General features: G+C 68.4%; 28 protein-coding genes and 3 pseudogenes. 23 read left to right on the forward strand and 8 right to left on the reverse strand.

From position 1 onward, the window contains the following. Positions 1-44: 44 nt before the first annotated feature. The 7 genes from ACVCAG_RS42420 (at position 45) to ACVCAG_RS42450 (ending at position 7,433) form a co-directional block, all read left to right on the forward strand. Complete coding sequence (locus tag ACVCAG_RS42420) at positions 45-911, forward strand: ABC transporter permease subunit (protein WP_440088953.1); 867 nt, start codon at positions 45-47, stop codon at positions 909-911. Beyond that, positions 911-1,822 (forward strand): ABC transporter permease subunit, encoded by a 912-nt coding sequence (locus ACVCAG_RS42425; protein ID WP_440088954.1) that lies wholly within the window; start codon positions 911-913, stop codon positions 1,820-1,822. Before ACVCAG_RS42420 ends, ACVCAG_RS42425 begins: the two co-directional genes overlap by 1 nt. After that, positions 1,822-2,889 carry an ABC transporter ATP-binding protein gene (locus tag ACVCAG_RS42430; protein ID WP_447191499.1) on the forward strand — a complete coding sequence of 356 codons (1,068 nt, stop codon included), beginning with the start codon at positions 1,822-1,824 and terminating at the stop codon, positions 2,887-2,889. The genes ACVCAG_RS42425 and ACVCAG_RS42430 overlap by 1 nt, the downstream gene beginning before the upstream one ends. Continuing rightward, a complete protein-coding gene (locus tag ACVCAG_RS42435; protein ID WP_440088958.1) occupies positions 2,889-3,965 on the forward strand; it encodes an ATP-binding cassette domain-containing protein in 1,077 nt (358 codons plus the stop codon). Before ACVCAG_RS42430 ends, ACVCAG_RS42435 begins: the two co-directional genes overlap by 1 nt. Before the next feature lie 285 nt (positions 3,966-4,250). Next, on the forward strand, positions 4,251-5,711 hold the full coding sequence (locus ACVCAG_RS42440) for an NAD-dependent succinate-semialdehyde dehydrogenase (protein ID WP_440088959.1): 1,461 nt from the start codon (positions 4,251-4,253) through the stop codon (positions 5,709-5,711). A gap of 92 nt (positions 5,712-5,803) precedes the next feature. After that, a complete protein-coding gene (locus ACVCAG_RS42445) occupies positions 5,804-6,205 on the forward strand; it encodes an Ldh family oxidoreductase (protein ID WP_447191500.1) in 402 nt (133 codons plus the stop codon). Further along, the gene (locus ACVCAG_RS42450; RefSeq protein ID WP_440088960.1) at positions 6,198-7,433 is read left to right on the forward strand and encodes an iron-containing alcohol dehydrogenase; all 1,236 of its coding nucleotides are present in this window, start codon (positions 6,198-6,200) and stop codon (positions 7,431-7,433) included. Before ACVCAG_RS42445 ends, ACVCAG_RS42450 begins: the two co-directional genes overlap by 8 nt. A gap of 278 nt (positions 7,434-7,711) precedes the next feature. On the opposite strand, the gene ACVCAG_RS42455 is transcribed toward ACVCAG_RS42450, so the two are convergent. Next, positions 7,712-8,146, reverse strand: coding sequence for a Tn3 family transposase (locus tag ACVCAG_RS42455; RefSeq protein ID WP_447191501.1), 435 nt, complete (start codon positions 8,144-8,146; stop codon positions 7,712-7,714). Positions 8,147-8,225: 79 nt separating this feature from the next. Here ACVCAG_RS42455 and ACVCAG_RS42460 point away from each other — a divergent pair, with 79 nt between their 5' ends. From ACVCAG_RS42460 to ACVCAG_RS42470, 3 genes are read left to right on the forward strand one after another with little or no spacing between them, the layout of a single operon-like run. Continuing rightward, positions 8,226-8,639: an SgcJ/EcaC family oxidoreductase gene (locus tag ACVCAG_RS42460; protein ID WP_440088963.1), complete on the forward strand. Its 414-nt coding sequence runs from the start codon at positions 8,226-8,228 to the stop codon at positions 8,637-8,639. A 15-nt stretch (positions 8,640-8,654) separates the two neighbouring features. Next, positions 8,655-9,557 carry an alpha/beta hydrolase gene (locus ACVCAG_RS42465; protein WP_447191502.1) on the forward strand — a complete coding sequence of 301 codons (903 nt, stop codon included), beginning with the start codon at positions 8,655-8,657 and terminating at the stop codon, positions 9,555-9,557. A gap of 28 nt (positions 9,558-9,585) precedes the next feature. Continuing rightward, the gene (locus ACVCAG_RS42470) at positions 9,586-10,581 is read left to right on the forward strand and encodes an RNA polymerase subunit sigma-70 (protein ID WP_440088966.1); all 996 of its coding nucleotides are present in this window, start codon (positions 9,586-9,588) and stop codon (positions 10,579-10,581) included. A 207-nt stretch (positions 10,582-10,788) separates the two neighbouring features. On the opposite strand, the gene ACVCAG_RS42475 is transcribed toward ACVCAG_RS42470, so the two are convergent. Next, complete coding sequence (locus ACVCAG_RS42475; protein ID WP_447191503.1) at positions 10,789-11,298, reverse strand: pentapeptide repeat-containing protein; 510 nt, start codon at positions 11,296-11,298, stop codon at positions 10,789-10,791. Between the two features lie 420 nt (positions 11,299-11,718). Between ACVCAG_RS42475 and ACVCAG_RS42480 the strand changes: the two genes are divergently transcribed. Next, positions 11,719-12,123, forward strand: a complete 405-nt coding sequence (locus ACVCAG_RS42480) for a recombinase family protein (RefSeq protein WP_440089008.1) — start codon at positions 11,719-11,721, stop codon at positions 12,121-12,123. A 30-nt stretch (positions 12,124-12,153) separates the two neighbouring features. Here ACVCAG_RS42480 and ACVCAG_RS42485 read toward each other — a convergent pair. Next, positions 12,154-13,069: pseudogene (locus ACVCAG_RS42485) on the reverse strand (helix-turn-helix transcriptional regulator); the annotation flags it as partial. A gap of 89 nt (positions 13,070-13,158) precedes the next feature. On the opposite strand from ACVCAG_RS42485, the gene ACVCAG_RS42490 reads away from it, so the two are divergent. Continuing rightward, entirely contained in the window at positions 13,159-14,022 is an 864-nt protein-coding gene (locus tag ACVCAG_RS42490; protein WP_440088968.1) for an NmrA family NAD(P)-binding protein, read from the forward strand. 61 nt (positions 14,023-14,083) lie between these two features. Here the strand turns inward: ACVCAG_RS42490 and ACVCAG_RS42495 are convergent. Beyond that, positions 14,084-14,311: pseudogene (locus ACVCAG_RS42495) on the reverse strand (DUF4158 domain-containing protein); the annotation flags it as partial. Between ACVCAG_RS42495 and ACVCAG_RS42500 the strand changes: the two are divergent. The 4 genes and pseudogenes from ACVCAG_RS42500 to ACVCAG_RS42515 all read left to right on the forward strand — a co-directional run. Further along, positions 14,285-14,377 (forward strand): annotated as a pseudogene (locus tag ACVCAG_RS42500) (hypothetical protein); the annotation flags it as partial. The pseudogenes ACVCAG_RS42495 and ACVCAG_RS42500 sit on opposite strands and share 27 nt — an antisense overlap. After that, complete coding sequence (locus ACVCAG_RS42505; protein ID WP_447191504.1) at positions 14,370-14,702, forward strand: relaxase domain-containing protein; 333 nt, start codon at positions 14,370-14,372, stop codon at positions 14,700-14,702. The pseudogene ACVCAG_RS42500 and the gene ACVCAG_RS42505, both read left to right, overlap by 8 nt. 532 nt (positions 14,703-15,234) lie before the next feature. Then, on the forward strand, positions 15,235-15,759 hold the full coding sequence (locus ACVCAG_RS42510; protein WP_440088971.1) for a ricin-type beta-trefoil lectin domain protein: 525 nt from the start codon (positions 15,235-15,237) through the stop codon (positions 15,757-15,759). A gap of 454 nt (positions 15,760-16,213) precedes the next feature. Continuing rightward, positions 16,214-16,534: a hypothetical protein gene (locus ACVCAG_RS42515; protein WP_447191505.1), complete on the forward strand. Its 321-nt coding sequence runs from the start codon at positions 16,214-16,216 to the stop codon at positions 16,532-16,534. A gap of 611 nt (positions 16,535-17,145) precedes the next feature. Here ACVCAG_RS42515 and ACVCAG_RS42520 read toward each other — a convergent pair. After that, on the reverse strand, positions 17,146-18,048 hold the full coding sequence (locus ACVCAG_RS42520; RefSeq protein WP_447191506.1) for an NADP-dependent oxidoreductase: 903 nt from the start codon (positions 18,046-18,048) through the stop codon (positions 17,146-17,148). A gap of 103 nt (positions 18,049-18,151) precedes the next feature. Between ACVCAG_RS42520 and ACVCAG_RS42525 the strand changes: the two genes are divergently transcribed. From ACVCAG_RS42525 to lepB, 3 genes are all read left to right on the forward strand, one after another. Beyond that, entirely contained in the window at positions 18,152-18,550 is a 399-nt protein-coding gene (locus ACVCAG_RS42525; RefSeq protein WP_440088974.1) for a winged helix-turn-helix transcriptional regulator, read from the forward strand. Between the two features lie 353 nt (positions 18,551-18,903). Beyond that, positions 18,904-19,077 carry a hypothetical protein gene (locus tag ACVCAG_RS42530; protein ID WP_440088975.1) on the forward strand — a complete coding sequence of 58 codons (174 nt, stop codon included), beginning with the start codon at positions 18,904-18,906 and terminating at the stop codon, positions 19,075-19,077. Further along, positions 19,061-19,663 (forward strand): signal peptidase I, encoded by a 603-nt coding sequence (gene lepB, locus ACVCAG_RS42535; protein ID WP_447191507.1) that lies wholly within the window; start codon positions 19,061-19,063, stop codon positions 19,661-19,663. Before ACVCAG_RS42530 ends, lepB begins: the two co-directional genes overlap by 17 nt. A 411-nt stretch (positions 19,664-20,074) precedes the next feature. Here lepB and ACVCAG_RS42540 read toward each other — a convergent pair whose 3' ends face one another. Beyond that, a complete protein-coding gene (locus tag ACVCAG_RS42540) occupies positions 20,075-20,488 on the reverse strand; it encodes a nuclear transport factor 2 family protein (protein ID WP_447191508.1) in 414 nt (137 codons plus the stop codon). Between the two features lie 73 nt (positions 20,489-20,561). Continuing rightward, complete coding sequence (locus ACVCAG_RS42545) at positions 20,562-21,002, reverse strand: MarR family winged helix-turn-helix transcriptional regulator (RefSeq protein WP_440088980.1); 441 nt, start codon at positions 21,000-21,002, stop codon at positions 20,562-20,564. 109 nt (positions 21,003-21,111) lie between these two features. Here ACVCAG_RS42545 and ACVCAG_RS42550 point away from each other — a divergent pair, with 109 nt between their 5' ends. The 3 genes from ACVCAG_RS42550 (at position 21,112) to ACVCAG_RS42560 (ending at position 23,200) form a co-directional block, all read left to right on the forward strand. Further along, on the forward strand, positions 21,112-21,615 hold the full coding sequence (locus ACVCAG_RS42550; protein WP_440088982.1) for a MarR family transcriptional regulator: 504 nt from the start codon (positions 21,112-21,114) through the stop codon (positions 21,613-21,615). A 495-nt stretch (positions 21,616-22,110) separates the two neighbouring features. Continuing rightward, positions 22,111-22,749, forward strand: a complete 639-nt coding sequence (locus tag ACVCAG_RS42555; RefSeq protein ID WP_447191509.1) for a DUF4158 domain-containing protein — start codon at positions 22,111-22,113, stop codon at positions 22,747-22,749. A 190-nt stretch (positions 22,750-22,939) separates the two neighbouring features. Further along, on the forward strand, positions 22,940-23,200 hold the full coding sequence (locus tag ACVCAG_RS42560; protein ID WP_447191510.1) for a DUF1883 domain-containing protein: 261 nt from the start codon (positions 22,940-22,942) through the stop codon (positions 23,198-23,200). Between the two features lie 193 nt (positions 23,201-23,393). On the opposite strand, the gene ACVCAG_RS42565 is transcribed toward ACVCAG_RS42560, so the two are convergent. Next, a complete protein-coding gene (locus ACVCAG_RS42565; RefSeq protein WP_447191511.1) occupies positions 23,394-24,620 on the reverse strand; it encodes an amidohydrolase family protein in 1,227 nt (408 codons plus the stop codon). Between the two features lie 97 nt (positions 24,621-24,717). On the opposite strand from ACVCAG_RS42565, the gene ACVCAG_RS42570 reads away from it, so the two are divergent. Further along, positions 24,718-25,191: a MarR family transcriptional regulator gene (locus ACVCAG_RS42570; protein ID WP_440088989.1), complete on the forward strand. Its 474-nt coding sequence runs from the start codon at positions 24,718-24,720 to the stop codon at positions 25,189-25,191. Positions 25,192-25,243 lie beyond the last annotated feature (52 nt).

Below are 25,243 nucleotides of genomic sequence, written 5' to 3' on the forward strand. Positions count from 1 at the left end.
AGGTGGCGTCCGCGACGCCGCCTGCACCGGGTCGGTCCCGCCGGTTGAGCGACCGCTGGCTCACCGTGGCCTTCATCTCCCCGGCGCTGCTGCTGTTGCTCGCCATGTCGGTGTTCCCGTTGCTGTGGGCGTTGTACCTGTCCTTCACCGACTACTCGGCCACCCGCGGGGGGCCCGCCGATTTCGTCTGGTTCGAGAACTACACCGCCATCCTGACGTCGGCGCAGGTCCACCTGAGGGCCTTCACGACGTTGATCTACGTGGTCGGCGCGGTCACCCTGCAGACCGTGCTCGGTTTCACCATCGCCTACCTGATCTCACGGCGCACGCACGGGCGAGGACTGCTGACCACTCTGTTCCTGGTTCCGATGATGCTGTCGCAGGTCGTGGTCGGGCTGTTCTGGAAATTCATGCTCGACGCGCAGTTCGGCGTGATCAACAGCATGCTCGGCTCGCTCGGCCTGGGACAGGTGGAGTGGCTCACCCGGCAGCGAACGGCACTGATCTCCCTGATCGTGGTCGACACCTGGCAATGGACGCCGTTCATCATGCTCATCGCACTCGCGGGCCTTACCGCGGTCCCCAAGTACTTGTACGAGGCCGCCTCGATCGACCGGGCGTCCGAGTGGTTCCGGTTCCGCACCATCACTCTTCCGCTGGTGTGGCCGCTGCTCCTCATCGCCGTGTTGTTCAGGGCCATCGAGGCCTTCCGGCTGTTCGACCTCGTCTACATCCTCACCAGCGGAGGTCCGGGGGTCTCCACCGAGACGTTGTCGTTCCACGTCTACAAGGTCGCGTTCCTGGGCTTCAACACCGGAACCGCCTCGGCATACGGGATCCTCATGGTCCTCGTCGTCATCGTCCTCACGCAGCTCTACCTGCGCTACTTGAACAAGCTCAAGGAGGACTGATGGCCGTCTCCGTCGACGAGGCCGTGTCCGCAGGTCCTGTCCGGGATCACACGCCCCCCGCGCGCCGCTTCGGCGGCCGGGGCCGCGCCGTGCTGGAGGTCGCGCTGCTGACCGTGCTGGCCGTCGTGATGCTCTTCCCGGTGCTGTGGATGATCGAGACGTCCATCAAGGAGAACCGGGACGTCTACGCCATCCCGGCCAAGTTCTTCGACTTCAAGGTCACCCTGGACCATTACAAGGACGTGTTCGTCGCCTCCGGCGGCGGTCGTTCGACCTTGTCCGTCGCGTTCCTCAACTCCGTCGTGGTCGCCGGGGTCTCCACGGCGCTGGCCACCGTGCTGGGGGTCCCGGCGGCCTGGGCCTACTCACGCTTCGCCGTGAAGGCCAAGAAGGACCAGCTGTTCTTCATCCTGTCCACCCGCTTCATGCCGCCCGTGGTGGTCGTGATCCCGATCTTCCTCATGTACCGCCAACTCGGGCTCATCGACACCAAGCTCGGCCTGATCCTCATCTACACCGCGTTCAACGTCCCGTTCACGATCTGGATGATGAAGGGGTTCGTCGACGAGGTGCCCGCAGAGTACGAGGATGCCGCCATGCTCGACGGCTACACCCGCCTGCAGGCGTTCTGGAAATTCACCCTTCCCCTGCTCCTGCCCGGTATCGCCGCGACGGCGGTCTTCGCCCTCATCTTCTCGTGGAACGAGTTCGTGTTCGCCATCTTCCTTACCTCCAGCGACACCGTGCGGACGGCCCCACCCGCCATCGCCGGCCTCATCGGTGGAACCACCGTGGACTGGGGTCTCGTGGCCGCCGCCTCCGTGGTTTTCGCCCTGCCGGTGCTCGTCTTCGCCTACCTGGTGCGCAAGCACCTCGTCGCCGGTGTGACGCTCGGGGCGGTGCGACGCTGATGGCGGGCATCGAGGTGACCGCCCTGCACAAGCGCTACCCGGACGGGACGGTCGCAGTTGATCACGTGGACCTGTCCATCGCCGACGGTGAGCTGTTCGTGATGCTCGGCCCTTCGGGGTGCGGCAAGACGACCACGCTGCGGGCCATAGCCGGCCTGGAGAGGCAGACGACGGGCGACATCCGCATCGGCGACACGCTGGTCAACGACCTGCCGCCCGCCGAGCGCGACATCGCCATGGTGTTCCAGTTCTACGCCCTCTACCCGCATCTGAGAACCCGCGACAACCTGGCGTTCCCGCTGCGGGCCGAGGGACTGCCCAAGCCGGAGGTGCAGGAGCGGGTCGACGAGGCCGCCCGGCTGATGCGGCTCGGTCCGCTCCTGGACCGGCGACCGCACCGGCTGTCCGGCGGGGAGCAGCAGCGCGTCGCGCTTGCTCGCGCCCTGGTGCGACGACCGCGCGCGTTCCTCATGGACGAACCTCTCACCAATCTGGACGCGGAGCTGAGGGCGGACATGCGCACGGAGATCAAGCACCTGCAGGGGGAGCTGGGGACGACGATGGTCTACGTCACCCACGACCAGGTCGAGGCGATGTCGCTCGGTCACAGAATCGCCATCCTCAACAAGGGCCGCGTCGAGCAGATCGGCACGCCGCTGGAGGTCTACGACCGTCCGGCGAGTCTTTTCTGCGCCGCATTCATCGGCTCCCCGCCGATGAACCTGATTGAGGTGGAGGTGGCCGACGGGAAACTGCGCAGTAAGAGCGGACTGGTCCTCACGCCACCGCAAAACCTGCCGCGCGACCGTTCCCTGGTCGCAGGGGTCCGGCCGGAGGCGCTGGAAGTCACAGAACCAGGGGCGGAACGTTCGGTCCCGGCCCGCGTGGTCTCGGCGGAGTGGCTGGGCGACGAAATCATCTACGTGGTTGACCACGGCGGCCAGCGCGACGTACGGGTTCGGATGCCACCGACTGTCCGTTTCGCCGCTGACGCACCGGTCGGGCTGCGGCACACCGGCGGGCCCCCGCCGGTCTACGACGTGAGCACGGAAGAGCTGGTGGCCTGATGGGAACCGTGGCGGTGCACGGGCTGTGCAAGTCCTTCGGTAAGGTCCAGGCCCTGGACGGGGTGACGCTGGACGTGCCGGACGGCTCGTTCTTCGTCGTGCTCGGGCCCTCCGGGGCAGGCAAGACGACGACCCTGCGAGCGATCGCCGGCCTTGAGAAGCTTGACGCCGGGTCGGTGCATCTGGACGGGAAGGACGCGACCGGTGACACCCCGGCCGCACGCGACCTGGCCATGGTCTTCCAGAGCTACGCCCTCTACCCGCGACACACGGTGTACGAGAACATCGCTTCGCCGCTGCGGGCACGCCGCTGTTCTTCGAGCGAGATCGCCGCTGCCGTCGAGCAGATGTCGAGCCTGCTGCACATCGAACGTCTGCTGCAGCGTCGTCCCGCGCAGTTGTCGGGCGGTGAGATGCAGCGTGTCGCCCTGGCCCGGGCGCTGGTCCGTCGCCCGCGCGCGTTTCTCATGGACGAGCCGCTGACGAACCTCGACCTCAAGCTCCGCGTCGAGATGCGCACCGAGCTCACCCGCATCCACCGGAGCCTCGGGGCAACCTTCGTCTACGTGACCAACGACCAGGTCGAGGCCCTGTCCATGGCCGACCAGGTCGCGGTCCTCAAGGAGGGGAAGGTGCAACAGGTCGGAACGCCGGCCGAGGTGTACGAGCGTCCAGCCAACCAGTGGGTCGCGGGATTCGTCGGGAGCCCGCCGATCAGCCTGCTCGCCTGCCACGCCGAGGGAGATCGTCTGGTCGGTGCGGAAGGCTGGACGCTGCCGCGGCCCCGCTGGACCACGGCTGAGGACGGTCGTCCGCTGCTGCTGGGCCTGCGCGCGGAGGACCTGTCCGTCGAGCAGCGTGGGGACGCGTCGTTGTCGGGCGAGCTCTACGGCCTTGAGCCGCTCGGTGACCGAACGGTGGTCGACGTCCAAGTGGGGACGGAGATCCTCAAGGTCAAGGCACGACCCACCGTCACCGGTACGCCGGGCGAGCGGCTGCTTGTCACGGTCGACCTGGACCGTGCGCACCTGTTCGACGCGGGCACCGGGCTGGCGCTGTCCGAGGCCGGGAGGTAACCGCGCAGGGCGGCGACGTCAACATGCGCCCGCACGTGGCGATCGAGCCTCGGCGGACCGTCACCGGTGAGCACGGCCTGACGACGCTGAAACAGCCATGGCCCGAGAAGGCGATCGGTGGCGCGGGGCGTCGCCCTGCAGCCAGGGCCCCAGGGCCAACGGCCACGTTCGACCCGCTCGGCAACCTCGGCCCCGACGAGGCCGTGTGACCCGTTCGTCAACGCGCGTGGCGCGATCGCCGAGGTCACGCTGGACATCACCAAGAACATCACAGGAGGCGACGCGATGAGTGACCCGATGAACGTCCTGGCCCCCGAGCACCGGCGGCTCCGGATCGGCGACACCTGGCGCGACGCCGCCGGCGGAGCCACCTTTGTCGTCGAGGACCCGGCCACCGGCGAGACCATCGCCGAGGTGGCGGACGCCGGCGTCGTTGACGGGCTCGCCGCTCTGGACGTGGCGAGCAAGGCAATGGCGGAGTGGGCGGCGACCCCGCCGCGAAAACGGTCGGAGTTGTTGACCGCGACGTACCGGGCACTGACCGAGCGATCCGAGGAGGTCGCCCGGCTGATAACGCTCGAGATGGGCAAGCCGCTCGCCGAGGCTCGGGGAGAGGTGGCCTACGGCGCCGAGTTCTTCCGTTGGTTCGCCGAGGAGGCGGTGCGCGTCGAGGGGCGCTACAACACCGCTCCCGCCGGTGGATATCGCATCCTCACCGTGCCGAAGCCGGTCGGACCGTGCGTCTTCGTGACGCCCTGGAACTTTCCGTTGGCCATGGGTGCCCGCAAGATCGCTCCTGCGCTGGCGGCGGGCTGCACGACGATCACCAAGCCGGCAGCCCAGACGCCACTCACCATGCTGTTCCTGGCCCGCATCATGGAGGAGGTCGGCGTTCCCCCGGGCGTCGTCAACGTCGTGACAACCAAGCGTGCCGGCGAGGTGGTCTCAGCACTGCTGGCCGACCGTCGGACCCGCAAGCTTTCGTTCACCGGGTCGACCGAGGTCGGGCGCGTGCTGCTACGACAGGCGGCGGACAACGTGCTGCGCACCTCCATGGAACTGGGCGGCAACGCGGCCTTGATCGTGTGTGCCGACGCGGACCTGGACGTCGCGCTCGACGGTGCCATGGTGGCCAAGATGCGCAACATCGGGGAGTCCTGCATCGCGGCCAACCGAATCTACGTTGAGGAGCCGGTGCGCGAGGAGTTCACGGCGCGCTTCGCCAAGCGGATGGGCGCGCTCTCGGTGGGCCATGGTCTCGACGACGGCGTGGACGTCGGGGCGTTGATCGACGAGGCCTCGGTCACCAAGATCGACGAGCTCGTCGCCGACGCGGTCAATCGCGGCGCCCGTGTCCTGGTGGGCGGCGAGCGTCCGGAGGGGCCGGGCCACTTCTACCCGCCTACGGTCCTCGTCGACGTGCCCGAAGAGGCGCGGATACTGGAGGCGGAAATCTTCGGCCCGGTGGCGCCGATCATCTCGTTCACGTCCGACGACGAGGTAATGGCGAAGGCCAACGACACCGAGCACGGCCTGGTCGGATACGTCTTCACCCGTGACCTCCAGCGGGCGCTCCGGTTCACCGAGGGGCTGGAGACGGGGATGGTCGGCATCAACCGTGGTCTGATCTCGGACCCGTCGGCTCCGTTCGGAGGCGTGAAGCAGTCCGGGATCGGCAAGGAGGGGTCGCACGAGGGCATCCTTGAGTACCTCGACGTCACCTACGCGGCGATCGACCTACCGTGACCGGCCCGCCGCTCCGGGTGCCCGCCGAGGATCACCGCGTCCTGTGCACACATGGCCTGACCGGCCTCCACCCGTGGGGCGGGCCCCGGGCCATGGTCGGCACGAATCCGCCGGCACCCGGGGACGCCGTCGGCTCCGCCGGTGCGCGCGCCACAGACGCGGCCGCGGCGGTGGATGGGGCGATCAGCCCTTTCGGCGGTCCCAAAGGCCACGCCCTCGGGCTCATGATCGAGGTGCTGGTCGCGACCTTGACTCGTACCGCCCTTGGCGACGATGTCCGCGGGACCCTCGGCCCGACTGACCCGCCCACCAAGGGCGAGGTCTTCATCGCGATGGACCTGAGGGCGCCCGGGCACGACCGAGTCCGGGAGCCCGGCGCGCGCCTGCGCCACCCGGCAGCCAACCTTGCCGACGCCGTCCCGGTCTCGCAGGTGACCTGGACGTCCGCCCAGCAAATCACCGCCGACGTTCCAGAGAGGCACCGACATGCTTGAGACCGTCCGCGGACCACGCCAGCTGATAGTGGGCGAAGGGGTCGCGCAGAACATCCCACGAGTGGTGGCCGAGTGTGGCTCGCGAGTCCTCATCGTGACCGACCGGGTTCTTCTGGGGCAGCCGGGCGTGGCCGAGATCGTGGCCGCCGTGCGGGAGAAGGTCGAAGTCGTCGGGGTGTTCGCCGACGCGACTCCGGACGTGCCACTCACCGATGTCGCCCTGGCCGTCTCGGTCGCCGCAGAGGTGGACGCCGACGTGATCCTCGCCATCGGGGGTGGCACGGTGATCGACCTCGCCAAAATCGTCGGCGTCATCCGGCGCCACGGTGGGACGCCGCGCGACTTCTACGGCGAGTCGAAGGTGCCGGGGCCGACGATTCCTCTCGTCGCGGTCCCGACGACGTCAGGCACCGGCTCCGAGCTCACACCCGTCTCGGTGTTGACCGACCCGGACCGCGAGCTGAAGGTGGGGGTCTCCAGCGTCCACATCGTGCCCGACTTCGCCATCGTCGACCCCGAGCTCACCTACACCTGCCCTGCGACCGTCACTGCCCACTCCGGCATCGACGCGTTTTGTCACGCGGTGGAGAGCTACACCGCGCGACCTCGGGCCCACGGACCGCGCGACCCGGTGGAGCAGGTCTTCCTCGGCCGCAACCCGATCACCGATCACTACGCGCTCCTGGCCGCGGAGCGGATCGCCCGCAGCTTGCCCCGTGTCGTCAGGGACGGAGGCGACAAGGACGCGCGCGCGGACATGTCCTATGGGTCCATGCTGGCCGGGCTCGCGTTTTCCCACGCGGGCAACGCGGCTCCGCACGCCCTCCAGTACCCCATCGGCGCAGCCACCCACACACCGCACGGCCTGGGCGTCGGGCTGCTGCTGCCCTACGCGCTGGACGCGGCCAGGGATGCCATCGGCGACCGGTTGGCCATCCTCGCCGGGGTGTGCGGGCTCGACGTGACCGACGCCTCGGATGCCGAGGCCGCAGATACGTTCCTCACCTGGCTCGACGGGCTCCTTGCCGACATCGGCATCCCTACCACCTTGGCGGACATCGGCGTGGCACGCGCCGACCTCCCGCGCTTCGCGGAGATGGCCAGTGGCGTCACCCGCTTGATCCAGAACCATCCAGGCCCGACCGACACCGCCAGCCTGACCGCGATCCTCGAAGCGGCCTGGATCGGGGACCGGACCCGACACGTCCTGACTCCGGAGCAGAGATAGTGACGGGCCTTTCACATGACGACGAGTTCCCTGCCCCACCCCGGGTATCGGGATTGTCGGCTACGCCTTAATGGGAGCCGCCCATTCCCAGGCCTGGCGCACGGCTGCGCGCCCACCAGGCCGGCCACGGCCACAGCAGCCACAACTCCACCGGCCCACCTCGCTCCACGCGGTGACATAACGTCATCATTCCGCTGCGGATAGATCAACGCGAGTGAACAACCGAATCGTGATCGCATCTGCTCCCGGCCCCGACCAGGCCGGCCACCACCCCAAGATCATTTCACTACCCGCCCAGCAGGTGGCCGGTGCTTCGGGCCTCGTCGCCCGTCGTTGGTGACCAGGGTCAGGCACCACGCCTGTTCACTCTGCTGTTCCAGATGGCGGCCGCGGATGGTGCCCTCATGGGCGTACGGCAGGTCGCGTTTGAGCGCGTGCAGCGACTCGCCCTTGTTGAGCTGGCGGCAGATCTTGCGCCGGTAGGCGGGGTCGGCCAGGTAGCGGGCGGCGTAGATGGTGCGGCGCAGCGCGCCGTACTCCTTCAGCGCCGCCGCCAGCGCGTTGATGAGTTCCTCTGTGGCCTTGTGATCGGCCGCGGCTCCAAGATCGTCCTCAGTGCGCGGGAGGCAGCCCGGGTAGGCGGCGCGGTCACCTCGTGCGCCGGCAGAGCCGTCGGGGCGAGCGATTCCTTTTCGGCTGGCGGGGGTCTGCATTGTCGAAGGCTTCGCGGTACGGCGACCATCCATCAGCCGCGGCGAAGCGATCCGACGCACGACACCGAAAGGGACTGCCATGAGCCACGACAGCGCTTCGCTCGTCGAAGCCGACCAGGAAGTACACACCGTGCTCGACGAGGTCTATGCCGCCTGGGCCGACAACGACGCGACTGCCTTCGTCGCGCCGTACGCCGAGAATGCCACCGCGATCCTGCCGGGTACGTACCTGCGCAGCCGAGACGCGATCCACGCCACCATGGCGGCGCTCTTTGCCGGTGAGCTCCAGGGCTCCAAGGGCGTCCACGAGGTGCAGAGCATCCGGTTCGTCGGCGCTGACGTCGCCGTCGTGATCAGCAAGGGGGCCGTGCTGCTGGCCGGCCAGAGCGAGCCGGACGGCGCGAACCGGGCGCTGGAGACGTGGGTGCTGGCCAAACAGGACGGCACCTGGCGTGTGCAGGCCTTTCACAACTGTCCCGAACACGCCGCCTGAGGCGAGGAGGCAGACATGGCGATGCCGAGCAAGCAGTCCGAAGCCGTCAAGAGGCACTGGGCGGCGATCCGAGCAGCCAGTGAGCGGCCGGACGCGGAGCAGCCCGACGACGAGTCGTGGGGCAACCTGACAGCCGAACCACGCGACGTGGACTACATCGAGACCGAAGCGGGTGGTTTGCCCGCGATGTGGGCGGTACCGAAACGAGCGGCCGAGGATCGGGTACTGCTGTGCATGCACGGCGGAGGGTTCATCAGCGGCTCGATCTACACACACCGCAAACTGTTCGGCCACTTGGCCAAGGCGACCGGGGCGCGGGCGCTGATCTTCGACTACCACCTCGCCCCCCACCATCTCCACCCCACGCAGGTCGATGACGCGACCGCTGTCTACCGGTGGCTGCTGCACGACCGGGGGATCAGCGCCGACCACGTGGCGTTCACCGGTGATTCCTGCGGCGGCGGACTGTCGATCACCACCCAGCTGCGGGCCCGCGAACAAGGACTGCCCCTGCCGGCTGCGGCGATGCTTTTCTCACCGTGGGTGGACATGCGGGCTACCGGCGAGTCGTACAAGACCAATCGAGACCGGGATGCGTTCTTCTCCGCCGAAGTCGTGCGTGAGTTGGCCGGCACCTTCCTGGGTGAGGGCGGCGACCCCAGCGACCCGCTGGTCAGTCCGCTGTGTGCCGACCTGTCCGGTCTCGGCCCGGTCTACATCCAGGCGGGAGGAGACGAGGTCCTGCTCGACGACGCCCGCCGACTGACCGAACACGCCCGCCGGGCCGGCGTCGACGTCCGGCTCGACGTCTTCCCCGGCATGCAGCACACCTTCCAAATGGCCGCCGGCCGAGCGCCAGAGGCCGACGAGGCGATCCGTAGGATGGCCCACTGGGTCTGCCCCAGGATCGGCCTGTGATTGGCTGGGCGGGGGACAGGAGGCGGTGATGGCGGACAGAGCGGGTGCCGTCGCCGAGGCCGGCGAGTTCGCCCGCCGAACCGAGCAGTACCGGCGCGAGTTGCTGGCGCACTGCTACCGAATGCTCGGGTCGGCGGACGAGGCCGAGGACCTCGTCCAGGAAACCTACCTGCGGGCGTGGCGGTCCTACGGCACCTTCGAGGGCCGGTCGTCGCTGCGGGTCTGGCTGTACCGCATCGCCACCAACGCCTGCCTGACCGCGCTGCAGCAGGGCGGTCGGCGGGCGTTGCCGTCCGGTCTGGGCGGTCCGGCCGACGACCCCGACGCCGCCCCGGATCCGCCCGACACCAGCGTGGCGTGGCTGCAGCCGATCGCGGACACGCTGGTAACCCCGCCGTCAGCAGACCCCGCGATGATCGTCGAGACACGCGAGAGTCTCCGGCTCGCGCTCATCGCGAGCCTGCAGTACCTACCGACACGGCAGCGGGCTGTACTCATCCTCCGAGAGGTCCTCGGTTTCCCCGCCACCGAGGTCGCGGCGATGCTCGGCACCTCGACCGCGGCGGTCAAGAGCGCCCTACAGCGGGCCCGCGCCCGCCTCGACGAGGTGGCACCGGAACGCAACCACCTCACCGACCCCACCGAGCCGCACGCCCGGGCCCTGCTCGACCAATACATCGTCGGCTTCCAGAACGCCGACACAACAGCCCTGGAACGGGCCCTGCGCGCCGACGCCGCGATAGAAATGGTCGGCACCCGCACCTGGTTCTCCGGCCGCCTGACCTGCCTGCGCTACCTCACCCACGCGGTCGGATCCCCCGGCGACTGGCGGATGACTCCCATCACCGCCAACGCACAGCCCGCTGCTGCCGCCTACCTCCGCGACGGCCACGGGAACCACCGCGCTTACGGACTCGGCGTCCTCACCGTCACCGACTCGGGCATCGCCCGTATCCTCGTCTTCGACGGCGGCGCCGACCTGGTCGCCAAGTTCGGCCTCCCACCCATGCACCCGGGGTCATGAGACTCCCCGCGCTGAGGCGGGAGTAGGTCTAGTTGAGACAGCCGTTGACCCGGCCAACGCAGGTCCTCAAGGCCCTCCGCTCGGGTCGCCGCCACCAGGCGCAAAGTAGCTGAGAGTAACCGGGTGTTCCCGGACAGCTTGTTAGCGGGGCAACCCGCTCCATCTCTCCCGCGGGGAGCAGGACGAGCCCCCGAGCCTCGTGGTGAGCTACTTCAGCGGCCCGAACTTCGTGTCCGAGTCAACCTTGGCCACCGCCCGCACCTGCTGCTCAGTTATCCCGCGCACACCCCTCAAATCCGCGCCAATCAGGTCCGCGCCGGTCAGGATCGCGCCAGTCAGGTCCGTGCCGGTCAGGTTCGCGTTGCGCAGGTTCGCATCGATCAGGGTCGCGCCAGCCAGGTCCGCGCCGTACAGGTACGCCTCGGTCAGGTCCGCCTTGGTCAGGTCCGCGCCGGTCAGGGTCGCGCCAGTCAGGTTCGCCCCGTACAGGTACGCCTCGGTCAGGTCCGCGCCAATCAGGATTGCGCCGGTCAGGATCACTTCCATCGGCTCCGCGCCGGTCAGGATCGCGTTGCATCGGGCGGCCGGCCCGATGAGGGCTGCGAGCGCGAGGCAGGCCGCCAGCACAACCGCAACGCCGCCTAAGACCCAGCGCGCCCAACTTGGTCCTCCTGTCCACATGATCGCGGCACAGGCGCAGGCGGCGATCAATGCCAAGAGCGGGACCAGCCACAGCCCGCGCCGCCTCCACCTGCGGCGCGGCGGCGCGGGGAGTGGGAGGTCGTCGGACGGCCGTGCTGGTTCTGGCTCCGCCGGTGGGGGTAAGGGCGGTGTCCGCCTCCTGGTCGAGGAGGCGAGGGCGGCTCCGGCCGCGGCCGATGTGAGGAGCGCGGCCAGCGTGAGGGCTGCGCGGAGAAGCAGGGGTTTACCAGCCATGCTGATCATTGCACCAGGTCCGCTGGCCCCAGTGGAACAGGAGATGATCGACCCTCGCGATCACACAGCGTGACACTTATTGCTCTGCGCTCCTTTGCGGCTGCTGGCAGCGACCCGAGCGGAGGGCCGTGTCGGTCGCGCTCCGGCACCTATCACACCGGGCGGTTCACCAAAGTCCCTCGGCTGGCGAAGCTGCTGCGCGTGCCGACCCCGACCGACCGCGGGCCGAGGCGGCTGTGGCGGCCAGGCACCCCGCCGCCGGCGTCGATCCCCGCCGACACCCCGGCCACGGACATCCGCGTCGCCTATGCCCGCTGCTCCCACCTCACCCAGGAACTTCAGTCCCAGCTGGTCGCGCTGGCCGCGCACGGCATCCCGCGCGAGAAGATCTTCGCCGAGAAGGTATCCACCCGCGTGCGGGTCCGCCCGAAGTTCGAAGCCGCCCTGCAGGCCTGCCGCGAGATCAAGGCGCACGCCCCGCACTGCCGAGTCATCCTCACCGTGTACGAGATGAAGCGGCTGGGCCGGGACTCGGCCGAGCTGACCGCGCTGGCCGACCACCTCACCGCGCACGGCATTGCCCTGGAGATGCTGGAGGTCCAGTAGGAACAGAACGATGAAGAGCCCGCCTGGGTCGCGAAGGTGGTGGCGGAACTCGGGGGAATCGATGACGTCGAATTCCGCGCCCACCGCGGCGAGGATGAGCACCGGCCAGTCGAAGGCGTCCACTTGCAGGCGCAGGTGGCAGGAATGGTCGTCGACGGGCTCGACCCGGCCGCCGGTGACGGCGACGACCTGCTCGACCGCGTCGGCCGGTGCGTGGAGGAAGACGGTGATGTCGTGCCGGGTGGGGCGGGAGCCGAGCCGGTCGGCGACGAAGGCGGCGTCGGCGGCGGGCAGGTCGCGCGAACGGAAGCGGGCTCCGGTGGCGGCCGGATCGGTGAGGCGGTCGAGGCGGAAGACGCGCCAGTCGGCGCGGTCGAGGTCTCAGGCGACCAGGTACCAGCGGCGCTTGAGCGAGACGAGCCGGTGCGGCTCGACCAGCCTGGCGGCCGGCTCACCGGATGGGGTGGCATAGGTGAAGACGAGCCGTTCGTCGTCGCGGCACGCCTGAGCGATCACGGTGAGCGTGGCGGCGTTCACCTGAGGGCCGTCCGCCGGGGCGGTGACCGTGTAGGCGCGGAGGGCGTCCACGCGGCGGCGCAGGTGAGGGGCATCACCTGGACGACTTTGGTCAGAGCGCGCAGCGAGGTCTCCTGGATGCCTTCGACGGTGCCGCCGGCGGCGGTGCGCAGGCTGACCGCGATGGCGACGGCTCCTCGTCGTCGAGCAGCAGGGGCGGCATCGCCGTACCGGATCGCAGCTGGTAGCCGCCGCCGGCGACGCCGCAGTTGGCGTCGACCGGGTAACCCGGCTCGCGGAGCCGGTCGATGTCGCGGCGCAGGGTGCGCTCGCTCCCGGCGAACTGGTCGGCCAGTTCGAGGCCGGGCCAGTACCGGTGGGTCTGCAGCAGGGACGGCAATCGCAGCGTGCGTGAGCTCGTGTTCGCCATGATTCCAGACTCCCTCACATTCCGGCCAGGAACTGACCGGAATTTCCTCCAGTGTTGCTTTCGTGAACGACACAGCGGAAGGAACGCACATGAACATCTTGGTGACCGGGGCGACGGGAATCGTCGGCCGCCACGTGGTGGACCAGCTCGTACAAGCGGGCGTGAACGTGCGGGCGCTGACCCGTAACCCCGCGGCGGCCAAGCTGCCGCCCCAGGTTGAGGTGGTCAAGGGCGACCTGACCGCACCCGCGAGCGTGGCCGCCGCGCTGGACGGCGTGGAACGGATGTACCTGTTTTCGGTGGAGGAGGGTGCCCGCGAGGTCCTCGAGCTGGCCAAGCAGGCGGGAGTGAAGCGCGTCGTGGTGCTGTCGGCGGCGTCGGTCACCGCCGGCCTGCACACCAACGGGGTGGAGCGGGCGGCTGAGGAATCCGGGCTGGAATGGACGCACGTACGGCCGTGCGGGTTCATGGCGAACATGCTGCAGATCTGGGCGCCGTCCATCCGGGCCGAGCGGGTGGTCCGCTACCCGTACGCGGACGAGCCGATGAACCTGATCCACGAGGCCGACATCGCCGCGGTCGCCGTCGCCGCGCTGCTGCAGGACGGCCACCATGGCAGGGCGTACACCTTGACCGGGCCGGGGTTGGTCACCGTGCGCGAGCAGGTGACGGCCATCGGCGAAGCGCTCGGCGAACCGGTCCGCTACGAGGAGGTCAGCCGCGAGCGCGCCCGTGAGCTGATGAAGGCACAGGGAGGGTTCGCCGCCGAGTCGGCCGACCTGATGCTGGGCTTCGTCGAGTACGGCGGCGACGCCGCCACCGGCGACGACGGCTACGCCGACCAGGACTGGTCGGCGCTGATGCGGGTCTGGCCGGACGTGGAGCAGGCCACCGGACGCCCCCCGCGCAGCTACGCCGAATGGGCCCGCGACCACCTCGCCGACTTCCGCTGACCGTCACCGACCTGCCTGACGTCCCCCCTCGAACGGGACGCCCACCTCCGAGATGATCCGACCGCGTGTGCGACCGCTGCCCGTACCCCTCCAGGTCCCCAGGATTCAGCCGCAGCTGCTCCGCCAGCCGGGCCACCGCCACCGGCGGCGCCGACACCACGTCATCCGGCACGAACCCCAGCCACGGCAACGTCGAGAGCTGAACAGCAAGACCGAGCCGGTCGGTCGGCCCCCGGCCACAGCCCGCCCCGTCGACGGGCAGGTGTCTGATCCGCACCTGCACGCCCACATCTCGATCGCCAACCTGGTGCGCGGAGGTGACGGGAAACGGTTGGCCGTCGCGGCCGGTGGCAAGGACCTGCACCGCCACGCCCACGCCGCCGACGCCTTCCTCAAGGCCCGCCTCCGGCGCCGGTCGACCGTCGACCGTCGACCTCAGGCTGCGCTGGGAGCGCGACGCGCACACCGACGCGTGGAAAATCGTCGGCATCGACGAGGCGATGCGCACCCGCTTTTCCAAACGCGACGGCCAGATCAAAGAGCTGCCGGCCGAACACGGCCTCACCTATGAGGAGACGCACCCGCACGCGCGCAAGGTGGCCGCCGCCTGGGCCGCCAGCCGGACACCTTCTCACCGGCCACCCACCACCAAGGGCCCCAGCCAGGGGTTCGGCAGGTAAGTCGAGCGACGGACGTGGCGGAGCGTTCGAAGCCTGCTGCGGGCGCGTCGGTCAGGGCATGGTCGTCGCGGCCCAAGGGGGGCGCGCACGGGAGGCGCACAGGGGGGCGCGCCCCCCTTAATTGGCCCGGTGCTCCCGAAGCTACGGCCAAGTGACAAGTAGCCCTCCGCGCGAGCGACAGCAGGAGGCGGTTACGAATCGTGAGGCTCTGGCAGTCTCGTTCGGAAGGGCTTTCTGGCCCGCGATAAGCACGGTTATCGCGAGTGGGAACGTCGGATCCGAAGGTCCCCTGACCAGGTCTAACGCCGTTTAGCGCTATTGGCTGCCCCATTGTTCCCCGAGGCCGGATCACTACAGAAAGTTGCTGGTCACTTGGCCGTAGCTTCGGGAGTACTGGGCCGACTCGCCCGGCAACGAACTCCGCTGTGAGAGCGAGTTCGCAAATAACCAGACTCTAACCGACGGTAATTGATCGCGTACGGTTGGTTGCGAGATGGTGTTCAGGTTCTGATCAACCTGCACAGGAGGCACCATGCTGCTTGCACGCCATCTACTGGCCGCCGCCATCGTCGTGAGTGCGGCCACCGCCCTGCCCGCCACGGCCGCCGCCCAACAGTCGGCTACCCCCGCTGCTCTCGCCGGCACCCCGGTGTGCCTGGACGCCAGCAACGCCCGAGCCAATCTCACCGGGGTGCGTCTGTGGCAGTGCATGGACCACACCAACCAGAAGTTCGTGATCGACGGCGGCCAGATCAAGGTCAAGGACACCCTCGCCTCCGCCACCCCGATGTGCCTGGACGCCAGCAACGCCCGAGCCAATCTCACCAAGGTCTACCTGTATGAATGCCAGAACAACAACAACAATCAGCTCTGGGTCATCAGGAAGGGCGAGATCGTCCTCAAGGACACCCTCGCCTCCGCCACCCCGATATGCCTGGACGTCAGCAACGTCAGGACCAACGACACCAAGGTCTACCTGTATCAATGCCAGAACAACAACAACCAGAAGTTCGTGATCGACGGCGGCCAGATCAAGATCGAGGACACCCTGGCCTGATCGGCTGACTCACGCTCAGCCACACGGCCTGTTCCAGCTCCAGGAGCGGACCTCCTTCTTCGGCCGAGGCCGCCGAAGGAGGTCCCGGGCGCCAATCGCGGCCGCGGCGACCATCGAGCAGCCTGCCGACACCGAGATCGACCCCATCGTCGTGTCCTGCGCGAGGTGCATGCGCCTGTTCGAGGACACCCCAGGTCAGACCAGGCTTCTAGTCTGCGTGAGCTTGTTGCAGAGAGTTACTTGTCAATTGGTGGCAGCTTCGGGAGTACCGGGCCTAATTTCGCGTCGTCCCAGGTCAACTAGAGCGCAGGGAGGGCCGGAGCGGATGAGGTAACCGGTCTGGAGCCTGCTCGTTTTGGGCGGGGCGCTGCGCTGAGCCAAATGATGGCAACGGCAGCGGCCCCAAGCAGAGCGTCTGGGTGGCGTGTACCGTGTGCGCCGGGGCGGGGCGGCGATGAGCGACCCGATCACCTGCCCCGAATGCGAGGGCGAAGGCGGCCGGCGGCTGGGCCGGCTGCGCATCGCGTGCCGGTTCTGCCACGGCCGGGGCTGGGCCGGTGCCGAGCACGAGCCCGCCGAACCTCCCCCATCGCCCGCTGAGCCACCACCGGCCTGGGAGCACCGCATCTGGTCCGACTCGGCGGCCGCCGCCGTCCTGGGATGCCGCTACTGCCTGGGATCGAAGACGGTGGCCCACCTGGACGAGAGCACCCGCACGCTGGTGATGACGCCCTGCCGATGCCAGGCGCCAGGGGATTTGTCGGCGGGTGCGTAGGGGGTGGAACCGTCTGCGATCGCCACTTCGGTGCTCGCTGTGACGGTCGACGGCGATCGACGCCACGCCAACTCCTTCGTCGTCGGCGTGCCACCGAGCCACAACGGCTAGCTCGCCGACCTGCTGGCCGCGCTGCCCCGCGACATGAGCGTCCATCTCGACCCGATCGAGTGGGCGGCCGGGCCCGCCTACCCTGACGGATGGGAGGGATTCGTTCCGGGCCTCGAACTCCAGGGCCACAACCGCATCGCTGACGCCCTACGCGGCACCGCTGGGCTGCTCAACGGCCTCTCCGCAAGGATCGAGGACGAGGTGCTTGAGTTCCTGCCCGCCGGCCACCCCGTCCGCGCCGCCCTGGCCGCCGAGACCAGGCGCATGCTCGATCAGGCGCTGACCCTGGTCGACCCTGGTCGACCCTGCCGACCCCGCCGAGACCGCCGCCGAACAGGAAGAGTCCTCGTGAACGAAGACGGGGCCGACCACACCGCCGGCCTCCGTCCGGACGGGCCTGCGCAACCCCAGTCTGGTGCCCTGTCGTATTGGACTGTGTCGTAATTCAGGTGCTCGGGCGGTCCGCGAGCATGATCACGACGGCCTGACTTCGCTGCGGGTCAGGGGACGATCACCACGCCGCCGCGCACGCCGCCTTGGGCCAGCCGGTCGTGGGCGGCCGCCGCGTCAGCGAAGGGGTACACGCCAGCAACCCGGAGCGGGATGTCGCCGCTGGTGACGAGTTTGACCAGTTCGCTCAGCCGGCATCCGTCGGGTCGCACCTCCAGCGCGAACGTCCGGATTCCCCGCACCGATTCCGGGCGAAGCGGGGGTGACGCGGCCACGTAGCCGCCGCCGTCGCGGATGACGTCCAGCAGCGAGGGGCCGATCACCGCCAGGTCGATGACCGCGTCGAACGTCCCCATCGGATCGCCGGAGCGCGGCAGGAAAGCCGCGCCCAGCGCCTCGACGAACTCACGGTCGTCGGCTCCGGCGAGTCCCGTGGCGTGCAGGCCGCTCGCCCGGGCCAGCGCCAGGACGAACCCGCCGACCTGCCCGGCGGCGCCGGTGACGAGCACGGTCGAACCCGCCGGGAGCGCCAGCAGGTTGAGCGCCTGGGCGGCGGCGAGGCCGTTGGTCGGCAGAGTCGCCGCCTCGGTGGCGGGGACGCCGGTGGGTGCGGAGGCCAGCCAGGCGGCATCGAGCACCACGTACTCCGCGTGGGCACCGACCGTGGTTTGCAGCCATGGCGAGAAGCCGATGACCTCGTCGCCGATCGCGAACTCCTCAACCGATGGGCCGACAGCGTCGACGGTGCCGGCCACGTCCCAGCCGGGCGTGTACGGCAAACCGGTCGGCAGCGGAGCCGGGAACCGGCCGGAGCGGACCATCAGGTCGACCGGGTGCACAACGGACGCGGCGACCCGCACCCGCACCTGCCCCGGCCCGGGCTCAGGCACCGGCACGTCGGCCACGTGCAGGACCTCCGGCCCTCCGAACTGTGAATAGCTGACTGCGCGCATCGCCGTCTCCTTCGTGGGACCTCGTGATCACACGACCGTACGAATCAAAGGAACTGTGAGAAAGTAGGCACCGTAAAGTGCCTAGGGCACCGCAGGAGGGAAAATGGCGACGACGACCGCGGCACAACGCCGTGAACAGGCCAAACGCGACTACGACGCGTTCCTGGCAGGCTGTCCGACCCGTGAGCTGCTGAGCAGACTCACCGACAAGTGGGTCGCGCTGGTGATCCCGGCGCTCGCCGGCGGCCCGCAGCGGCACGGCGAGCTCGCCCACCGCATCGCCGGCGTCAGCCAGAAGATGCTCACCCAGACCCTGCGGACGCTGGAGCGCGACGGACTGGTCACCCGCACGGTCACCGCCTCGGTACCGGTCCGCGTCGACTACGCGCTCACCCCGCTCGGCCATGAACTGTTCCCGGTCATGATCGCGATCAAGGACTGGGCGGAGACGCACATGGACCGCGTCTTCGAAGCCCGCACCCAATTCGACGCACGCCCCTGAAACACAGGACGCCGACCACCTCATAGCGGCCTCAGACGCATCCGAACGAAAAGTCACGCCAACGTCAGTCACGACGGTTCGCTGGCGCGGATTTCCGTTCCGATGCTCGTCAAGCCCCGGCAAGAAGGCCGGCAGGGGTTTTCGGCCCCTTGATGCCCGCGACGCGGTATGCCTTGGCCACCGGCCCGTTTCCCGCTCGGGAGGCGGGCTGACGGCCTGTTGGGGCGTTCATTTAACGGTCGTTTGATGCACGTCGGCGGAAGTACGTCCAAGCGAGCCGCCGTATCTTGTCAAAGTGTTCATCCGGCCGTTCGTTTTCCCGCAAGCGCGGCCGCGTCGGCGGCCGCCGCCCCGTGGTCGACGACGACAAGCGCGCCGCGATCCTCGCCCGCCACCAGCGTGGCGAATCCATCCGCACCATCGCCGCCGGGGTGAAGGTCTCGATCGGCGTCGTCCACAAGACCCTCACCGCCGCCCGCTCCGGGATCGAACCCGCGATGGAGGCGTCTCATGACGGCCGGGTCTGAGAACAAGCAGAAAAAGCCGTTCCGCAAGGGGCGCGTGCGCGAGAGCCTGTTTCTGCTGGTCTGCAGTGTCATGGTGGCGATGCTGCTGCAGGTGTTCGTCTTTCGGCTGTTTTGGATCCCGTCGGAGTCGATGGAGAACACCCTGCGCGAGGGCGACGGTGTGGTCGTCAACAAGCTGCATGGCGCGGCCGAGCGTGGTGATGTGGTGGTCTTCAAGGGCTGGGACGGAGAGGACACCATCAAGCGAGTCATGGCGGTCGGCGGTGACACCGTCACGTGCTGCGACGCCAAGAAGAGAATCACCGTGAACGGGATCCCGCTCGACGAGAGAAACCACCTCCATCCCGACGACTTCCCCTCGAAGGAAGAGTTCGAGAAGGTCGTTCCCGAGGGTCGTCTGTGGGTCATGGGCGACCGTCGTTCGGCCTCCCGGGACTCCCGCGACCACAAGGAGCAGGAAGGCGGTGGGACGATCGCGCAGGACGATGTGACCGGCCGCGCCGTGGCGATCTGGTGGCCCCTATCCCGGGTGACCGTCCTCTCGACGCCGGACACGTTCGCCCAGGCGTTCACCGGAGACAAATGACTGATTCTAATGAGAACTGATACTAGGGCGCTGAGCTGGGCGGATGCGTTTCGGAAGACCGGACAGAGCTAACGTCCTGTCCGGTCAGACCTCACGCTGAGCTACTTTGCCCCTGGTGACACCGACCCGAGCGCCGGGCCATTGTGTCGGCCCACGCGCGGCCCGGGCGACGAAACGCGAGCAGCGGGCCGCGAGCGGACGTGCGACCAGTACCAGGGACGGAACGCGGTTCTGTACACAATCAGGCGGCCGAGCACGATCATTGGCGGTAAGGGTGCCGCGGTCGGCGCGGTCGTTATCTGGGGTTGTCAGGCAAGTAGGTCACGTCAGGGGACATGAGGCTATCTTGGATGACTCTTTGTAGTCAGACATGTGCCACACGCCGCGACGTCCACAACCTCCTGGAAGAGATCAGTTCTCACGTGTCCAGGCGGGCGTGATCCGCACCTCGCGCAGACGCCAGCCTGCCGGCGTCCGGGCTGCGGTGAAGTGCTGTCGCAGGCCGCCGGTGAAGTGGGGTGCCTGGCCATCGCGGTAGTAGTACACGGTCGAGTTCGCCGAGACGGCCGCCTGATCGCCGTTGACGTCCACCAAGAGGTCGGTGGTCGTGTGCTGGGTGTCCTGCCCCTCGACCTCGCTCTGGCGCATGAAGTCGACAACCTTGTCGATCCCGTGGAGTTCGCCCCCGCGGGGGGAGTGCACGGCCACATCGTCGGCGAAGACGGTGCCCGCGTCCTCCCACCGCTTCTCGTCGAGCAGGAGCGCGAAGCGGGTGAGCAGGTCGGCGATTTCGATACGGTCGGCGATCAGAATGTCCGTGGACATGACTTCCTCTTTCTTTCTGCAGGGTGGCGATGTTGTCTTCGTGCCGGGTGGCGGGTTTCGAGGAGTAAGGGGTTCAGGGGGCGGCCAGCACCGCGTTGGCCCTGCCCAGGATGGTGCTCAGGACGCGGCCTGCGGCGGCCAGGTCCTCGGTCCGCAGGTCGCCCCACAGTTCCTGGGTGATCGGGCCGATCGCGGCGCGGACCTGCGTCCAGCGCCTGTGCCCTTCGTCGGTGACCTGGACGCGGCCATCCCCTCCGTCGCGCAGGAATCCTGCGGCGGTCAGTTCGGCGATGCGTTCGGCCACCGACGTCTGGCTGAACTGCGTGGCGCCGCTGACCCGGTGGATGAGCTCGGCCCGGTCGATGGTCCCGCCGCCGATCACGGTCAGCGTGAGGGTCACCCACTGGGGCTCGGTGATGCCGGTCCCGGCGAGCTGCCGGTCCAGGATCGCGTTGAGCGCCTTCTCGGTCTGGCCGATGAGAGCGGTACTGAAGGTCTGGGCTGCGGTCGTCACGATGACCTTCCAATCCGTTTCCGTAACTAACGTTTAGTCCACTAACGTTTCTCCCACGAACGAAATTACATCGTTAGTCCGACTAACGCAACCCGGTAGGATCGGTTTCATGACCAGCAGAGCCGAAGCCGCGGACATGACCCACCACGGCGAGACGAAGACGCCGGACAGACTGCGCCGACGGGCCAGCCGCCTGCTGTCAAGCATGACCGCGCAGTCGGACCGGCTGATAAACGAGGGACTGGCCCAGGTTGACGCCCGCAAGTGGCACTACGCCGTGCTGGCTTCGTTGCAGGAGCACGGTCCGGGCAGCCAGGCGACGCTGAGCCGACGCACCGGCATCTACCGCAGCGACATGGTCGGCGTCCTCAACGAACTGGCCGAGCGCGGCCTCGTCGGGCGGGCACCGGATCCCGACGACCGCCGCCGCAACGTCATCACGATCACCGCCCAAGGCCGCCGGCACCTGCGTCGCCTCGACAAGGTCCTGGACGACCTCCACGACGAACTGCTCGCCCCGCTGACCTTTGCCGAACGCGACCAGTTCGTGCAGTTGCTCACCCGCCTACTGGACCACCATGCCCAGCAGGCACCGCACCCCCCAACCTCCTGACACGAAACCAGCCCTGGCGACAACATTCGTCCTGCAGTTGTCACCTGCGAAGTTCGAGCGGCGACGAACCTCAGCCGCGCGGAGCGGAAGAGGATCGTGTCGGCACGAGCCTGCTTTTACACTGTTCTCGCAGCTCCTGCATCTGGTCGCGGACTTCGCAAGTCAAGACCGTTGGCCCTCGGCTTCGCCCGCGGACGCTGCATCACCCGCTCCTCCCGGCCCACTGGCGGGCAGCCGCGGTGGCCTACTTGCCTTACGTGCCTTATCGACCTTCAAGCCGTTGACCAGCTACTTCGCTTGAGAACCCCAGATAACGGTCGGCGCGGACATCGGGGTTGAGGAACCTGCGGACAGCCGTTGGCGGTACCCGCGAGTAACTTAGGTGGACGCTCCGGCAGGTCGTCCTGCGGGTGATCATTTCCGTTCAAGATCTGGACGTGTGGTGTGCTTCCGGTTGTTACCGGGCGCTGGGTGGTGTGCCTACGGTCGTCGGTCATGCCCGCAGAGTTTCTGTCTGATGAGCAGAGGTCGGCGTACGCGACCCTCAGTGAGATGCCGTCGCTGCCGGACATGGAGAAGTTCTTCTTCCTGGACGCCTTCGACCGGGAAGTGATCGCGCGCTCACGCCAGGATTCACACCGCCTCGGCGTGGCGATCCAGATCGGGACGGCCCGGCACAAGGGCTTGTTCCTGGAGGACCCCCCGGCGGTGCCGTGGCCGGTGGTGGACTACCTGGCCGAACAGTTGGGCATCGGGGACCCCTCGCAGGTGAAACGATACGGGGAGCGGCCGAAGACGGTCTATGAGCACGCGTGGATGATCCGCGATGTCTACGGCTATCACGACTTCGACTATTGCTCCAAATCGTGCCGCAACCGCGCCTGGGAGGTGCGTTCGGCCGAGGCCCGGCTGCAGCGCGACATCGCCGTCGGCGCCGCGCGCAGCGAGCCGGTACGCGAGGTGATCCGCCAGACCGTCGCGCAGACCCGCCCGGCTCCTTCGCCTGCCGAGCGGAGCGCACCGGCCGTCTCGACTGCGGCCGGGTGGATGGCGCTGCTGCAGGAGCTCGCCGAGCAGCTGCGCGAAGGCGAGCTGGGCCGCACTGGCACCACGAGAAGCTGTACCGGCGCCTGACCGACGTCGCGGCCGCGCTCGGCGAGGCCTACCCCGGCGGCATGGGGCACCTGCAGCGCCACGTCGGCCGCCGCTCACGATGACCGCGCCGCTCCCCGGTGCCCCGCGCGGTCGACGAGGCCCTAGCTGGACAGAGAGCCATCCCCGGGGACGGCTTCCCGCTCACCGCGCGAGCGGCTACCAATGACGTGTGGACCATCTCTACTGGGACATCGGATCGTGCGCGGGCGGCGCCTGCTTTGAGGTGGAGCTGCGCGGTTCGGCCGCCCGGGTGTGTCTCATGGATGTCGACGACTACCAGGTATATCTCGACGGGAACGCGTACAACTACCACGACGGCTTCTGCAACGTCAGCCCTGTCGTCCTGGAGGTCCCCTACGACGACTATTGGTATCTCGTCGACACCAACGCCCACCGGATCAAGGTCGGGGTCGCTGAGATCTTCGACTGACAGCGCGGTTCCGCCCTCAGCCCGCCAGCGCCAAGGATCGTGATCGTTCTCAGCGCCAACGGCTGTCCGCAGGTTCCCCAACCCCGAGGGCACGATCTGACCCCAGGACTCAAGGCCCAGGCGATGAGAGTGCTCACTCACCAGTGGCTACCAGGCACCGAGTCTGCCCGAACAGCAGAACCGGTAGCTCCCATTAGGCTTTGAGGAGGGTGCCGCGGCGCCAGATGGCGCGGGTGTTGAGGGTGTCGGTGATGGTAGTGGTGGGGTCGCCGTCGACGAGGAGAAGGTCGGCGCGCAGGCCTTCGGCGATGCGGCCTCGGTCGGTGAGGTTGAAGCGGCGTGCGGTGGTGGAGGTGGCTGCGCGCAGGGCCTGGAGTGGGCTCAGGCCGGCGCGGGTGAGGTAGTGGAGTTCGTGGTGGATGCTGGCGCCGTGGGCGAGGCCGCCGAGGAAGGGTAGAGGGACGGAGACGTCGGTTCCGGCGAGGATGTCGACGCCTGCGTCGTGCAGGGCGCGCACGGTGTCCAGGACGTGGGAGATCTTGCCCTGGGGGTAGTGGCCGAAGCTGGAGCGCAGTGTGGTCATCCAGTCGTCGTCCAGGCGGGAGGCGACTCGGGGGTCGTCGGCGAGTTCGTCGCCGGTGATGCCCATCATGGAGGCGTTCAGGACGATGCAGGGGACGACGAAGGTGTCGGAGTCCTTGAGCAGGGAGATGATCTCATCGGTGTGCGGCTGGTCCATGAAGACGTGGGCCAGGCCGTCGATGCCCGCCTCGATGGCCATGCGGGTGGCGTCCAGGGTGAGGGTGTGGGCGACGGTGAGCATGCCGTGCCGTTTGGCCTCGGCCACGCCCGCGTTCAGGGTGGCCTGGTCGAGCATGGGCAGGCCGGGGTGTCCTTCGACGCTGCCGTCGTCGACCATGAACTTGATGTAGTCCGAGCCGCGCTCGATCAGCTGGGGAATGAACGCGACCGCTTCCTCCGGAGTGGTGGAGAAGGGCATGAGCGGCGGCTCGCCGGCGGGCCTGGCACCGGGCGGCGGGCCGGGGCGGGAGCCCTCGGGGAACAGTTCGCTGGGATGCCCACCGGGCGGGGTGATGCCGAACCCGGAGGAGCGCACATCGGCCAGGGCGTCGTTGTCGCTGATGTGCCGACGGTTGTCGCGGGTGTTGGTGCCCTGCATCTCCAGCTCGGTCGTCACGCCGAAGGTCAGGGCCAGCGCGAGCGCGCCGGCGTTGGTATGGACATGGGCGTCGATCAGACCGGGCAACAGGGTGCCGCCCGATCCGTCGACCACATCGGCTCCCCCGGGGACCGGGCCGCCGACGGAGACGATCTGCCTGCCGTCGATGAGCACCGTGGTCGGCGCGTGGGTGTCGATCCCGTCGAACACCTTGGCCCCGGTGATGGCGGTTACAGTCATGAAGTACCTCGCTCATGGTTGGTTCTCGCCACCCAATCGTATATCAGTTGATATGCAAATACCTACGACATGCATCTGTGTTGGGTATGCTATTGTCATGACCAGTACACCCGTCCCGCCCGAGCGCTCCGTTTTCGACGAGGTAGGACCGGCGATCTCCCGGATGCGCCGCCGCACCATGAGCGAACCGGGCGGCCTCACCCGGAACCTGGTGCTGAACATCGTCGGCGACCACGACGGCGAGATCACCGTGGGCGCGCTGGCCGGCGAGATGAACGTCAGCCAGCCGGTCGCCAGCCGCTCCGTTGCGGCCGCCATCGACGACGGCCTGATGCGCCGGGCCGTGTCCCAGCAGGACGGCCGGCGCACTGTGCTCGAACTCACCGATGCCGGACGAGCCGAGCGCCACCGCTTCGCCGCCTCCCAGCGACACGTGTTCGAAGAGATCACCGCGAACTGGGATCCCGACGAACGCGTCCAGTTCGCCCGCCTCCTGATCCGCTACAGCACCGACAGCGTCGCCTGGACCACCCGCCAGCACTTCCCCAACACCGGTACCGAAACTCGCTGAAACACCACCACCCGGCAACACACCGGTACTTCACATGGAAGGCTTCCCGGCG

Source organism: Streptosporangium sp. G12 (assembly GCF_052983175.1).